General features: G+C 47.0%; 8 protein-coding genes. All 8 read left to right on the forward strand.

The window, feature by feature from the left end; genetic code table 11:
• Positions 1-4 precede the first annotated feature (4 nt).
• Genes RJP21_RS26710 through RJP21_RS26745 form a run of 8 tightly spaced genes read left to right on the forward strand, consistent with a single transcriptional unit; the run spans position 5 to position 14,708 of the window.
• Positions 5-2,785, forward strand: a complete 2,781-nt coding sequence (locus RJP21_RS26710) for a DUF6603 domain-containing protein (RefSeq protein WP_310861985.1) — start codon at positions 5-7, stop codon at positions 2,783-2,785.
• A 25-nt stretch (positions 2,786-2,810) separates the two neighbouring features.
• Positions 2,811-4,169 (forward strand): hypothetical protein, encoded by a 1,359-nt coding sequence (locus RJP21_RS26715; protein ID WP_310861986.1) that lies wholly within the window; start codon positions 2,811-2,813, stop codon positions 4,167-4,169.
• Complete coding sequence (locus RJP21_RS26720; RefSeq protein ID WP_310861987.1) at positions 4,153-5,019, forward strand: hypothetical protein; 867 nt, start codon at positions 4,153-4,155, stop codon at positions 5,017-5,019. The genes RJP21_RS26715 and RJP21_RS26720 overlap by 17 nt, the downstream gene beginning before the upstream one ends.
• Positions 5,020-5,054: 35 nt before the next feature.
• Positions 5,055-6,677 carry a Hint domain-containing protein gene (locus tag RJP21_RS26725; protein WP_310861988.1) on the forward strand — a complete coding sequence of 541 codons (1,623 nt, stop codon included), beginning with the start codon at positions 5,055-5,057 and terminating at the stop codon, positions 6,675-6,677.
• Entirely contained in the window at positions 6,667-8,583 is a 1,917-nt protein-coding gene (locus tag RJP21_RS26730) for a DUF6765 family protein (RefSeq protein WP_310861989.1), read from the forward strand. Before RJP21_RS26725 ends, RJP21_RS26730 begins: the two co-directional genes overlap by 11 nt.
• Before the next feature lie 14 nt (positions 8,584-8,597).
• A complete protein-coding gene (locus RJP21_RS26735; RefSeq protein ID WP_310861990.1) occupies positions 8,598-12,152 on the forward strand; it encodes a hypothetical protein in 3,555 nt (1,184 codons plus the stop codon).
• A complete protein-coding gene (locus RJP21_RS26740; RefSeq protein WP_310861991.1) occupies positions 12,130-13,419 on the forward strand; it encodes a hypothetical protein in 1,290 nt (429 codons plus the stop codon). Before RJP21_RS26735 ends, RJP21_RS26740 begins: the two co-directional genes overlap by 23 nt.
• Positions 13,419-14,708: a hypothetical protein gene (locus tag RJP21_RS26745; protein WP_310861992.1), complete on the forward strand. Its 1,290-nt coding sequence runs from the start codon at positions 13,419-13,421 to the stop codon at positions 14,706-14,708. The genes RJP21_RS26740 and RJP21_RS26745 overlap by 1 nt, the downstream gene beginning before the upstream one ends.
• The last annotated feature ends 362 nt before the right edge of the window (positions 14,709-15,070 follow it).

A 15,070-nucleotide genomic window follows, 5' to 3' on the forward strand; every position in this document is an offset into this window, starting at 1 on the left:
AACGATGAAAGCATACGATGCTGAATCCGCAAAACCGGTAACCGTCGTGCTCCACAGCGAGTTTTACATAAAGGACGCTCTGTTTCAAATTGTTTTTCGTAAAGATGAAAATGGGATTACAGTATCCGGCGAATGGATCAATCGGGATTTCGCTTTGAAAATGAACGAAGTGGCCGCTCACTTTGATATTGAATTCCCGGATTGGTTGAATTTTGAATTGTTTATCGAGAAAGTAGGACTGAAATACGTATCGTCTAACAGCCAATTGAAATTCTGTGCCGACATACGCCATTTTGGCAAATTAACGCTGGACAGCCGTGAAAATCCAAACAAACGGGAGCGGAGTTATCAATTGGCACTGGACTTTGACCAAAAGCTGGAATTCTCAAGTCTGCCCGTAATCGGCCGATTTTGCGACCCCGGGGATGGATTTCACTTTAAAGGTATTGAATTGCGCTATACACCGGAGGTTGAATTTCTATTCACCCTTCTTTCGCAGCTCGTCATAAAAAAGCATGCTATAGAAGTCGATGTGGACTATATCAAATCTTTAAAATCCAAACCCCAAAACAATCTCTCCAAACTTCCGATTATCGCGGATTCTTCTGAACGTCCGAGAAACACCATCTACTGGCTGGATATCAATAAAAGTTTCAGCGTGTTGTATTTTTCCAAAATAGGAGTCAGCTTAGTAGAGTCCAGGGTCACATTTTACCTGGATGCAAGCTTTACGATCGCCTTATTAAGAATGGATTTTTATGAGCTTTACGTCTCGACTTCATTGAAGAAGCTGACCGATATCGGTTTTGGGTTAGGCGGCTTGATGGTCACGTTGGAGAAGCCGGGTTTCAGCCTGACGGGCGGGTTATATAAATCCCAGGAAGAAGAGATGCTTTACAACGGAATTTTAGGCTTAAAAATCAACCAGTATAGCTTTCAAGCTTTAGGTTCATACGGTGAGATGCCCGGCAGCGGAGAGAAGACGTTTTTTGCTTACTTGATGTTGGGTTGGCCGCTAGGTGGACCGCCTTATTTTTTCGTCAATGGCCTGGCGTTTGGGTTTGGAGTGAATCGCTCATTAAAATTGCCTGATCTAAACGGAGTGAGGACATTCCCGCTGGTGGCCGCGGCCATGGGAGACGACGGAGATCTTAAGCCCAATACGCCGCCTAAGCAGGCCTTGAGCGCACTGAGCAAATCCATTCTTCCGGATTCAGGTCAATATTTTATATCCGCTGGCATTCGTTTTTTGACGTATGGCGTGCTGGAAAGTTTCGTTCTGCTCAATATTGAAATGGGGAACCGGCTAGTTATTTCATTGCTCGGATTATCCAATGCATCCATCCCTCCCAAGGTATCAGGTGTAAGTCCTATTGTGCGGGCCGAACTGGCTTTAAAAGCGGTTGTGGACACAAGCCAGGGAGAAGTCATGCTGATGGCCGCATTGACGGACCGTTCGTTTTTATTTGACCCCTCCTGTAAACTCACGGGCGGATTTGCGATCGGATTCTGGTTCAAGGGAACATATAGCGGAGACTTCATTGTGACTTTGGGCGGATGTCACCATCCGGCTTTTCACAATATTCATTATCCTACCATCCAGCCTCTGGGTGTTACCTGGATTATCAATAACAATATTTCGATCAAAGGCGAATCCTATTTTGCCTTGACTCCATCTTGTATGATGGCGGGTGCCAGTTTAAAGCTGCTGTTTGAATTGGGAGGGCTCAAAGCTTGGTTTTTTGCGGCAGCGGATTTCATTTTGAAATGGAAACCGTTTTTTTATCAGGCAAGGGTTCAAATCAGCGTCGGCGTATCTTACCGGATCAGCATATTGGGCATCGGAAAAACGTTCAAGGTTGAAATCGGAGCAGGTTTGTCGCTTTGGGGACCTGAATTTTCCGGCAAAGTCAGAGTCAATTGGTATATCATCTCTTTCACGATCGGTTTTGGGGCAAACAGCCCGAATGAGCCTAAGCCCATTGAATGGGGCGAATTCGCGGACAGCTTTATCCCCGGCGCATTTGAAGATCGTACCGCCAAGCATCCGCTTGGGCATTCCGCGCCAAAGAGTGAAGCGAGACTCAGCAGCGTAAGCGTTACCGATGGTCTTCTGGCACAATATCAGGATGCTGATGGCAGGGAGGCTTACGTCGTGGATGGATTCAGGGCGAGTTTTATGATTGAGCAGAAGACGCCCTGTACCGCTCTCTTTTTTAACGGCCAAAAACTTCTGGAGAATCAAGCAACATTCGGTATTGTACCTATGGGACTCCGTGATGTACGGATGGAGCAGCATGTCACGATCAAAAGATTGGATGATGAGCAGCCTTTGTCCGGCCTTCATGTTGTTCCTGAACGGAAAAATGTTCCGTCTGCGCTTTGGGGGAATACCGGGTCAGATCTGAATACTCCAATGATCAAGGATGCACCCATGGGGATGTCAGTTTCCGCAAAAGATTCGGATTCCCAAGTCCATATTCTTCCCGAGCAAGGTGCTTACGAAGAGTCGGTACTGAGTGCGAGAGAACCGATCACGAGAATAGCTGTTTATCGCCAACCCGTATTTGAACCCGCTAAAGATTACCCGAAAGAACCCGAGAGCGTGTTGAAAGCTGTAAGGACCACGATCGGCCGCAACGAAAATCGGGAACGTCTTCTGATGGATATGGCTTCTGCTTTTGGGACATGGGATCACGCGAAAATGCGTACTCTAGCGGATGATCCACAGGCCGTACTTTTTGCAGTTCCTGAACTCCGAACAACAGGCAGCGCAGGAAACTAAACAAACTAAAAAAAGGTGTGAGGTCATGGGAGAAGCCATCCGTTTTTCACAAAGAAACGAACCGCATTTGAAAACCGGAACCTACCGGATTCAGGTTGAAACCGTCACGAATATCGATTGCCAGCTGGCAAGTGAAGCGGTCGACATTACGGTTTCAACGGAAAGGTTCCGCCTGCCGCCGGATCAAATCTATTCCGTGTATCCGCCCAGAGAGGCGGTCGGCGATTATACGGAATGTCTGCCTCATATCGTACTGAATCGAAGGTCTTTGCCTTGGGAGAAAACGCTGCTGAATAGCAATTCGAATATGCCCTGGTTGGCTTTGCTCGTGTTTGACGAGACGGAAGGCATCCAAATGGTCGAAAGTACCTGCGAAGAAGCCCTTAAGCCCGAACCCGGAATATTTGTGCCTTCTATCGTTCTGGCGGTATATGAGAAACCTGAAGATCCATGTACCTGCGTGCATATTCCTGTTGATTTACTGGCCGACATTCTTCCTTATGCCGAAGCGCTGTCGTTGTTAGCCCACGGGAAGGGAGTGAGTCTGGATCATAAAGTCACCGACGCTTCCGTCAAGGATGACTGGTTTGCGGCCGTCGTAGCGAACAGGTTTTGCCTGGAGCCCGAAGGCGATCGGCATGCCATTCGCCATACCGCCTGCCTGGTATCTCTGGAAGGATACGAAGCTTGTCTTGGGGATGAGCAAAACCGGCGAGAAGCTTTAGCTCATTGCCATTCGGCTAGAATGATCGTACTTGCGAATTGGAGCTTTTCTATGGCAAAAGCTGCTTTCGATTTTGCCTCATCGATGGCGTCGCTGGATGCAGCGATGATTTCAACCCCTTACCAAGGAAACAACGAACAAGTTCAGCAATTATGCCGCCTGGGATACTTTCCGATGAACCACCACGTGAGGGACGGAAGCCAGACTGTTTCGTGGTATCAGCCTCCTTTGGTTCCTTATGATGAATCGAAGGAAAAGACCCGATGCGTACGGTTTGCCGACCAGCTGCTTGAGTATGACCCGGATATCGGCATGATGGATATTCGCTATTCCAGCGCATGGCAGATCGGCAAGTCGATGGCACTAGCGGATCAATCCTTTGTGCAAAAGTTGTATGCGTGGCGCCAAAGCAATGAAATGCTGGCCCGGACTTCCGTTTATCACGGATTGCTAGAAATGCATCTTTCCTCCCAACATGCCGATGAGAGCATTCGACATCGTCAGGACGATCATTCCATGGGTCATCGTTTTGTACAAGCCGCTCGGAAATACGATGAGATGGACCACCAAAACAGCGGCAAACAAACCGTTTTACGGCAGCTGAATGACCGCTATAGATCGCTTTTAAGTGAGGTGAAAGCCGATGCAAGCACGGAATGATTGGGAAAACTCGTCTCCAGTGCTTCGGGGGCATATACATCGCATTTTTGGAGAACTTGCTGCACTTGCCCACGATAAGCCCGTAAATCCGGACAATCACGAGGATGAACTGATCGCCTGGCTAAGCGAGTTGTGCTTGTTGAGCAATGTGCCTTTTCACTACTTGATTCCTTCGGAAAATATCTTGCCAAACGATTCAATCCGTTTATTTTATGTCAATCCAAACTGGCAGCAGGCGCTTGTGGATGGAGCTTGCAGCCTGGGGAGAAACGCATCCCTGGATTTATCCCATGACCAAGCATTGATCGATGCGGTATTTATACAAATCGGTAAACGAATAAAAGCCGTGCGGCCCATGCTGCAGAAGAAACCCGTAGCGGCTGCGGACCTTCAGGAAGGTGTCCAGACGATCGGCGGGTTTGTTCTTCGTTCGCCATTGGTGCGCGGCTGGAGGGGACTGGAGTTTCAAGCCATGTCATCCGAAGGGAACCCTCTGCGGGCGCTGCGAATTGAGCTTTTATCCGATGAAGTGCTGATCGGCTTGTTTGACGGGGTTCCTTATACGCTGGAAATTGCACAGCCGCCGGAAGGATTTTATTTTGGATTCAATCATATAAACGGCCGATTTTTTAAGCGATTAAGAAGTTTTGAAACCGGTGCGCTGCTCAATGAAGCGGATACGATTGAAGTTGCCGTTCAAAATGAAAAGCGGCGCACCATCGATGTATGCCAAACGGCAAAAAATATGGAAGCTTTTTTTAAAAAAGAGATTACCTCTGCCGAGTTTGCGCTTCAAATGATCAAAACTCCGTATATAGGCAAAGTGATTCGAACAGACGCTGAACAATAAATATGAGTTTCACTCATGGAAAGGGGAATATGAGCATGTATCATTTTTTATCGGATTATCATAACAAAGTCCTGAATCAGATTGATCCCGTAACAGGCGTGCTGGAACTTGATTTTGCCGACGAAGATCATTACCGCTTTTTTCTGAGCCAAGTGGGGGGGCTGGAAAATTTCAAACAGAAGCATCCTCATCTGGTGTCTGCGCTTCATGAGCTTAGAACCAAACCTCTATCCCGTTCCGTGAATGCGCAGAAGGATGGTTATCATGAGGGGCCGGAAGATAAAATGGCGATCGAAAACCTGATCTTTCATACGGATCAGTCTCTTAAAGGGGAGGCATCTTCAGCGGCATCTTCGGAAGGGAAGACGATGGCGGCCGTTATGGCGGATTATGTGGAAAAGAAGAACCATATCGGCGTCGTTTCCCAGCTCTATGACGTAACCCATCAAATGCTGTTACATACGACAGCGGACGAAGTTGTCGATTCTCATCAGTACAATGGCGCTATTCAAGCCGATTACCCGCAATATTTCGAAGATACCCCTCGTGAATTTATGATCCACAGCACATTCTATTGTTCGAAAAACGCCACAAACGATCTCGAGTCCGCCTCCTTGAAAGGATACGTGACAAAATCCGTCGGATTTACGCTGCAAGGCAATAAGGAAATTATCAAATCTTTTACTCTGAACGCCCCTGTTATTCAAGAATCCCATCGCCAAGACCCTTCACATACCGAAGTCAAAATATCCTACACCCGCGAAGGGGCGATCCCCGACTACGATTATACCAATGACGATCAACCGTTTCTGGACGGAAACCGTGAAAAAATTCTGGTCCGGGTTCCTTTTTCCGTTACCGTGGAGGCTGCGGGCAAATGGTGGATCACCGGTTTTGACGAAAACTACGGCTACCGGATGTGGTTAAAAAATATGGTGAACGGCACGATCAATCATTATTGCAATTACGAGGACATCATTCAGCGCAAAGATGCCTTCGATGACCAAAATCGCTGTACCAAGATGACCTTCATTTTTCCGGAATCGTGGAATAATATTCTAGACTTCGAGGGTCTTGGTTACACACCTTATACGAACGTGGATCTCTATTCCGGTTTTGGCGTCGTGATGTCTTACGCAGATCTTGACATGACCGTTGGCGTTTCCGTGAAAAGCGACGGCAAGGACTATGACAAACTCAACATTCAATGCGCGAAAATCCTTATTCAATGGGGGTGCATCGCCAGGGATACGGAAATCATGATGGCAGACGGCACGTTTAAACGCGCGGATCAAATTCAAATCGGAGAATGGGTTCGAAATGCTGAAGGAGGCTCTACTCAAGTCAAGAAGGTGCTGACCGGTTATGAAGCCAAACTCTACGAAATTTCAACTGCCGAGCGCAGCGTGCGCATGACGCCCGATCATATTGTGTGTACGGAACAGGGTCTTCTGCCTGCGATTGATTTACAGGTAGGTATGCGGATTCGTACCGCATCCGGGTTGGAGCCTGTGACTCATGTTGGGTGGGTGAGCTATGGGGATCAAGTGTTTAATTTTGAATTTGAACAAGAAACGGTTCTAATCGGCAACGGATTATTGATTGGCGATTCCATGCTTCAAAACCGCGTAAAGGAGCTGGTTGCATATGAAGCTTGATTTTCATTATTTTACGGTAAAAACCATCGCCTCCAGATTAGGATTTCGAGAACAAGAAGCCCAGTTGATCGCTACCGCCTGCCAATTTATCAATGACAATCATCAGGATGCGGTACAGTATTTATCGAAAGACAAAGTCTCCGAGGCCATCATCAAGCGCGGTCTCTGTCAGGACGATCCTTCAAGAGGAGCTCAGATGTACAGGATTCCCTTGCTTTTGACTGCCTTTGAAAAAGATAAAATTCCGGAAGCGATAAAATCCAAAAAAAATCAGAAAGATATTCTGATCCCGTTCTATTACTACCCCGATTCCGTCGTTGAGGATGAACCGGACTATCGGGTTACTCCCATTCAAACGCTCCAGAGCAACAAACCGTTTAGCCTGCTGTTCCAGCGGGCAAAAGACCGGTATCGTTCAAATTCGGACGATGAAGTACTGGCGCCTGCCGCGATTCAGGCCTTGAGGCGTCTAGGGATATTGCTGCATATTGCCTCGGACAGCTTTGCATACGTACCTTTCAACGGTTATTTGAGCGATGTGAACCTTTGGACCATATCGGAAGTGAAAGATACGAGAACATTTAAAAATATTACGGATCGCTACGAGCCGCAAAAATATGCAGCCTACCCCAAAGTGGGCAAATATAGAACAGGAGAGGTCTGCGACGATTACAACGTACAGTTTATTCTGACCGTAGATAAATCTCCGGTAAGCTATACTCGGATCAATAATGATTGCTTTGCCAAAGCAGCCAGGGCAGTTTATGGGTTTCTGAGCTATTTTCGCGGAAAGGAGCCGTCGGAGCAGGAGTGGAGGGATAATATTTTGCCTACGTTGATCAAGGGCTGGAATACTGATGATCACTCCTATGAAGATTTGAAACAACATTGGAGCAGCCTGACCGGCTTGAACTATGATTATGACGAAGATGCCGTACGGCAGTCCATCATAGATTTTGATATAAACCTGAAACCGGACCAGCAAGGCTATTTTGATTTTTTGTTGATGATTCAAGATGTCAGGGACGCCGTTATGGGGAAATTGGAGAAGGAGGGCCATATGTTGAATGCCGAGGAGCGGAGTACGGATCCGGTAGCCTGCGAAGTTTCTGATCCTGATTTTTGCGGAGATCGCTACGAACTAACCATTACCGCTTCTATGCCAACCAAACTCGCCTCACTCGGTATGCTGGTCAGCATTTTTGATGCAGATACTCTGGAGCAGATCGCTTCTTTTCCCTACACCTACAAAAATATTAAAACCATCATGGAAAAGGTTTCGTTAAATATTCCGGAACAAAATCAAAACTTGCTTGCCCAAATTGATTTTACTTGGAGAGACGATAAAAGTTCAAAGAAAAAGCAATTTAAGAAAGAGTATTCGATCACCGGCAATGCAGCCATCATTGAGAAGCAACAACTTGAGGAACCGCGCAGTAAAACCGGAAGACCGGTCATCCAAATCGTAAACGGCTCGGAAAGCGAAAGCGTCGACTATAATTACCCGTTAAACGCGATGTACATTTCGCAAGAGGGAAACGCCCAGCTTGATTTGTACGCTCCGATTGATCTGCAATGGAAGCTGGCGGATGGTTTCAACATGCTGGATTATGAAGATCTAAGCATCTCCATGACCCTCCCGTCCGGACAAACATTCAAATACTGCAACAACTCCAAGTTCATAAGCTTAAAAACGGATCAGGCAACCGGCATTATTCATCTTAAAGCGATTGAGGAGTGGAAAAACAGGATTTCTGTGAAAGAATTCAGCGCCAGCATCGCCAGGATGAAGCTCGAAATCAGCGTAACGCTGGAAGTCAGCTCCGAGAAAGAAAGCGGCTATCGGAATATCGTGGTGGATTCCGGCAATGACGATATTTCCATTGAGTATTTATGGAACTTGTAAAGAGGTGGAAGTTCATGGCGAAAACCGGACTTGATCCGAATATACTGTGCGTTCCGATACAAGTTCAAGCGATGATGATTGGGAAGAGCCCCGTACCCACGGTTTTTGCCAATATACCGGATGATTTTTCCCGAATCGTGATGAATCCATTGGGAGATCAGGTCCCTTCCGGCATCATGAGCGAAAAAACGCAGGAAAGGCCGGGCGTTCATCTGAGCTGGATTCTGCCCGAAGGATTGAGGCAAGGTTTCCAAAAAAACGAGAACCAAGAGCCTGAATATCCGAGGGTTCCCAATCGGTGGATTGTTTCTCGTTTATGGTCACCCGATGACTCTTCCGATGTTTTGTTATGCAAGCATTGGATCGTGGAAAGCGATGCCCTGGAAAATGCAAGCGGCCCTGAATACGGTAATGAAGGCAGCTTGACTTACCCGAAACTCGATGATCCCAAAAGACCCTTTCGGATACTGGGACGATCCTATCCCTATGAATCGATCCTTCCTGAACCCGAGGAAAGATTGGACACGCTTAACGCTTTGGGCCCCGGAAATCCCGCTTTTTCCGCCATGTATCCGTATCATATCAATGTTTTCGGCTTCTACGATGATTTGATGGATGCAGCAGGTAAGCGTTTTGAAAACATATCCATAAGCTATGTGGTAAGAGGTTTTTACCAGAACGGGTTGACGCTCGTGGAATCTGCTGATATTTGCCGGGAACGGTATGGTTGGGAACCGCCGGATGGTTTGATGTATCCTGCATCCCTGGCCTTGCATGGATTGGTAACCGGTTTGAATTGGACAAATGATCAGCATGATTATAACGGTCCTGTCATTCGGAATCTTCCGATGCCCAAACTGGCCGTGGGCAATACGTCCGCGGAAGCGGTCTCGGCTTTGCACGGTGGGAGTGATGGTTCGAACGAGCATTTGATGCGTGTGTTATTGAATGATCAAAGCCACAAACTACTGAACTTAAACGGCATCTACCAGGCAGACTACGCAGACCATGATAGGCGTTTTCAAATGGTTGCCGAACAGAATACGTACAAGCTGCAGAGTAAGATTAATGATAAGGGATACAAAGACTTGCCGGATTTGTTACCGATGGAACAGATTTTATTCCGCAATTTGCAGCAAGGGACCGGTGAGCTTTATAAGCGGCTGTTTGATACGGATGCCAAGAGGTCGAAAATTTATGATCTGTGGTGTAAATACATGATTAAAGCGCAAGTCACGGATCCTTTTGAAATCAAAGAAGCAAAAAAATGGATGGAACAGTATCAGATGGAAATTGAGAAAGAAATCCAGGCATTGGAACTTGCAGATATCGAAATTGAAGAGATGCGGGAACGCCTCAAGATCCTGGAACAACAATTAACCGATTCCATTCAAGCGTTCTATGAAGTGCAGCAGACCGCGGGTAGCCGATTTTATGAGCCGAATTCGCCTGTTCTGCTTCTGTCGGGCGCAAACCGAGGCACCCTCTTTGATACGAAGCTGTCAACGGATGAGAGAAATCTTCTAAAATGCAGACTCCTGCAAGAAACGGTGCAGGCTTTGCAGTTTGATTTTACATTGAGGGGAAGCTCCTATTCTGCTGTGATTCGAACAGATCAACTGCTACCTGAGATGCAAGTGAAGGGAAACTATCCGGAATTGCTTCTCGAGGGTGCGCTTTTTTGCAGGAACAGCGATGAGCTGGTAACGACATTAATCGGACAACAGCTGGGTTTATTGCCTTTTTCTCAGGAAGAACGTATTCAACTGGTAGAAGTTGTTCGTCAGACGCAGCGTGAGATGACGACAGGACTGGTGGAAATAGGAGAGGTGTTTCCGGACCGTTTGTTTTTAAACCTTTGGAAATCGCCCTGGAATCCTGTACTGCTCTGCTGGCGTGGTCTTTATTATCCGGACAAAGAGCTTGTCGGCAGTCATCCGAAACTAAGCAATTGGACTTATCAAAGGACGGATTATGTATTTGACGGCCCCATGCCGGATACCAAGGAAGCTGTTGTGATTGAGGGCAAAATCTTTTTAACGCCACATATCGCGAAGCAGCTTCATGCGATGGCCATAAAACAGCTGGGAACGGAGCTGGCCCAAACATTCGGGGCACTGGATCAAATGGATTACCTTTCGCAAGCGTTAAACGGTTTTAATGAAAGATTTTTGATGAGCCAGCTGGCGCTGCGTTTTCCTGTCATGGTATTTCAAAAGGGAAGCGCCGAGTTGGCGGAACAAGTGAGCAAGGCTTTGACGGGATTTGCGATCGAAAAGCCGTTGTTCAACACGTTTTTTTCCCCCTTAAGGGGAGGTTTCTTCAAATTCGACCAGCTTAGGCTGATTGACACCTTTGGACAATTTCAGAACATTGACTGCAATCAATATGCGATCGCCGAGGATTTGAGGATGACGGACAAGCTAATCGGACAATTGGTCATGCTTCCTCCCCGGTTTATGCAGCCAACCCGGCTTGGATTCAACTGGATACGGGCAAGAAGTCATGAGTTCTGTGATTTTAACCTTCCGGACTCGCCGATCTGCGGCTGGATGATTCCGAATCATGCGGATCAGAGCTTGTTGATCTATGACGAGGAGGGCGTGATGCTCGGAAGTTTGGTTACGACGGCGTTTGATGGGGACCGGGTTCAGTGGCGAAATGCGCCAGGCATGCCGTTTCCGGACAGTGAGCCATTTTCTGATGACGCTTCACGCTCAGAGGAGCTTCCTGCTGCGATGAACGCGGATATGAAAGCTTTTTTAAGCGAGATTTTACGCCGCAGCCATGAACAGCAAGAGGACGTACTAACGCCATTTCTTCATTTGATCGACTCTGCATTGTGGGATATTCATCAGCCCGAGTCTGCAAGTGCAAGCGGGTTAAGCCTTTTTGTGGGAAAACCGCTCGTGTTGGCCAAAGCAAACGTTAAGCTGATCCAAGCCGGGCCGCCAGAAGGGTATAAATTGCTGGAAAGCAACAATAAAAAGCCTGTTCCAGTGCCGGATATATCCATTAAGCGGTTTGAGATGCCTCTATGGGTCGGAGAAACCCATCATACAGGGGACGGGACGATTGGTTTTTTCATTCAGGACGGTCAATCTGACTATAAGCAGTTCAACAGCGCTTTTGCCGAACCTGATTCAGCGTCCGATTATTTGAAACGGAGTAACCAAATTTACGTGTCCGCAGATGATCAAGCTGCAGGAACAACCTTGTCGCTGATTTTGGACCCGCTTGCAAGTATACATCTCATCAGCGGCATGCTGCCTGTGTCGGAACAGCGTATCCCGATCGATCGAATCGAAGACGCCCTGGATCAGCTATATTTGACTTTGTATGCGGGACCGATGCTCGTAGGAGAAGAAAGTTATGTGATGCCGCTGACCAAACTGCCTAATCGGGATTGGGAGTTTGTTACACCTGGCGAGGCCGAAGAATGGATCGAAACCCAAAATCTGCAGCCATCCAATGGTAATGCGTTTCTTGCCAAACCTCCATTTCGTGCGGTGGAAGGATGGCTTAAGTTGAAAGTGGGGGGAACAAATGGATCAGAAACTTCAAAGTGAGCCGGAGCAGTTGAATAACTGCCGTTACTTGCTGGACATTGACGACAATCATATTGCGGTGAACGATAATGCGATTCTGGACCGGGATAATCCCGTGAGTAGCGAGCTTACTTTTCAGCTCCTTAATCCGGATCGTGTGCATCAAATGGTATTCAACAACCCCCAGATGCTTACAGCTGAAACCATTCTGAAAAGACTACAAAACCGCGAACCGGTGACGGATACATCGTATATTCGGTTTTTCTTTCCTTTTGGATCGGATATAGGAGACTTTATTGATGCGGAGCGCGGGAAGCTGATCACTTTCGAAACCGAATCCGGCGATTGGTCGGTTGCGGAAGGAATTGTAGAAGACAGGCATATTAGCTTTGTCATCAGTTGCTATAATCAAAGAATCATTCAAACGTTGTTCAGCGTTTATTTTAGGTGCCGTAACATCCAGTCCTATGCACCGGTTGGATTGACATATGTCTATGCGGAGATTAAAAATGTGGTGGGCATTGATGATGTCATCAAGGTGTTTCCTATTCAGAAAAAGCCTGCCGTTCCCCAGATCCATCGTTTTTTCAGCGATAAAACAACATCTGGAAGGAGCGGAAAGTTGCGGTTGGACTGGCGGATCAGCGGGGCAAAAGAGGGACAGATGACGCCGGGAGAAATCGATATCTTTCGTTTGCCGGCTCCCGGAGTGGACGTTGATGTGAATCGGAATATGGAATATCGGTTGTCCATCAAGGGAAACGCTGTGGAGAGAGATGCTTTTGTTAATTTGTACGTGCAGCCTCCGAACATCTTACAGCTGGATTATGACTCGGCAACAAGGCAAGTGATATGGCAAACACAGTATAGCGAGGCACTGCGGCTAACAGTGGGCACGGCATCTTCATCCGTTCATGAGAACGGTGCGATGGAAATTCAGATGCCTGCCAAACCTCAGATCGTCATGCGCGCCCAAGGACTTATTTATACCGAGTTTGCCGCACTTAATTTGCTGGGACTCACTTTAGATAAGGAGCAATCGTTTAGAAGCCGTATTCGTATCTATCCTCAATATATTCATAGCAAATGGATCTGGAAAACGGAAGATACCAAGGAAGTGGAATTTCTGTTTACGGAAGACGGTTCTGTGTGGTATAGAGCTTCAACGGTCAGTTCGGGAGCGTTTGAATATGTATCCGAAAAACCTCTGCTTGGTGCAAAACTGGTTTGCACCAGAAGTGATGGCAGTACCTATCCCGTGCTGCTGCTCGAAGGGGAGGTGATGTGATGGATCGTTTGATCCAAGCAAACGCCTTTGGGGAGAAGCAGATTCTGCTAAGCGAACACAAACAGGGGAAGGCGTTGGTGTTTCCCAACTCGCTGGATGTTGAAGTAGTAAATGTCAGTTGTGTTGAGACAGTCTCTTTTATTAATCATCTGCCGGAAGGGGCGCCGATCCCTGATATTAAAACGGTGCAAGATCAAGTTTCGGTCATGTACGTTTATTTTCCCATCGGCAGCGGAGAGGCATATTTGACAACGGAGGAATGGGCGGAAAAAATGATCTGTCATGCTCCGTATAACTGGGGTGTGGAACAGGCTTACGATCAAGATTATGGTGTGTATTTCAAGTTATTTCCGCTCGATGATTATGATCTGGCTCCAAGAGAAAAGTTCTATTTTAGCATCAGTAATCTCGTTTCCTTTGGGGAACTGGAGAAAATGGTTTACGTCGCTGTTTGTTTTACCAACGTTTTGATGAGCGGCGGGGAAACGTTGCAATTTCGGACGACCGGGTTTGAAGCGGATTTAAGAGGAACCGATTTTCTGGCCTATTTTAAGAAAAGATCCCTTCTTAAAATATCGAACTTTGATTGCAGCCGATCCCGTGTGGCCGTTGGCGATACGGTAAGGCTGGAGTGGGCTGTAGCCGGGGACGCCGTAAAATGCGTGCTTACGCCGGGTGACATTTTGGTCGAAAGCGTGGGCAGTCTTGAGCTAGAGATTTTTAAGGATACCACGTTTCGATTGTATGCTTTGGGAGCGAATGAGCAAATTTCCCGAACCGCCATGGTTTATGTGGAACGCCCCGTCATAACCAAATTTACGTCCAATTGCCCGGGTCAAAAAACGACGTACGGTCAACCTGTGCTTCTATCCTATGAAGTAAAAGATGGCTATGGGATTTACTTAAACCAGGGGATCGGGCGATTATCGGGAAACTCCATATCCGTGGTGCCTACGAGTGCGACGACAGAGTACATTTTAAGTTGTATGGGACCGGATAACCTTGTCCGGGAGCGACTGACAATCACCGTTACCGATTTCTTGGAAGTAGAGCAGGTTTTATACCGCAGAACTCATCAGAAGGATGGCAGTTACATGTACTATTTGAAATGGGATGTCGTGAACTGTATTACGATCCGGTTTACAACTTCGGATGGGCAGGTTCGAAGTTCAGGGCAGGCAAGCGGCAATATCCAATTCTCGGATTCTTCGGAGACAGCACTTACGGTTACTCTTCACTGTACAGGTACGTCGGGCCAGGTCGTTGACCGTGTTTTTTACACCGAATGAATCAGTAGAGGGGAAATCGGTTCTTGTTATCATGTGTAGCGAAACTTTGCGGATGCTAGAACACCGCGGGTTTCGCTATTTTTCTATAAAAACCAATCGTTTATATCCAGTTCATAAAGTTATTGCATTCTATACATTGTAATCAATATATTGAGGCTTATAAACATTCTTCCGCAACCTGGCGTGATCATTGAACAATGACGTGTCAGGATGGGGTTATATTGTTGATTACAGATGTATTTTAGAATAAGTCAACCGGCGGTCGAACCGCGGAATGGAATGCCATACTTGTATCTTATTCATATGGTGCTGGCCCTATGGTCAGGCTGCTATTACTATAATCTTAGAATAACATTGCCGGA

The sequence above is a fragment of the Paenibacillus sp. VCA1 genome (assembly GCF_031583795.1).
Lineage (GTDB): Bacteria > Bacillota > Bacilli > Paenibacillales > Paenibacillaceae > Paenibacillus_AQ > Paenibacillus_AQ albilobatus.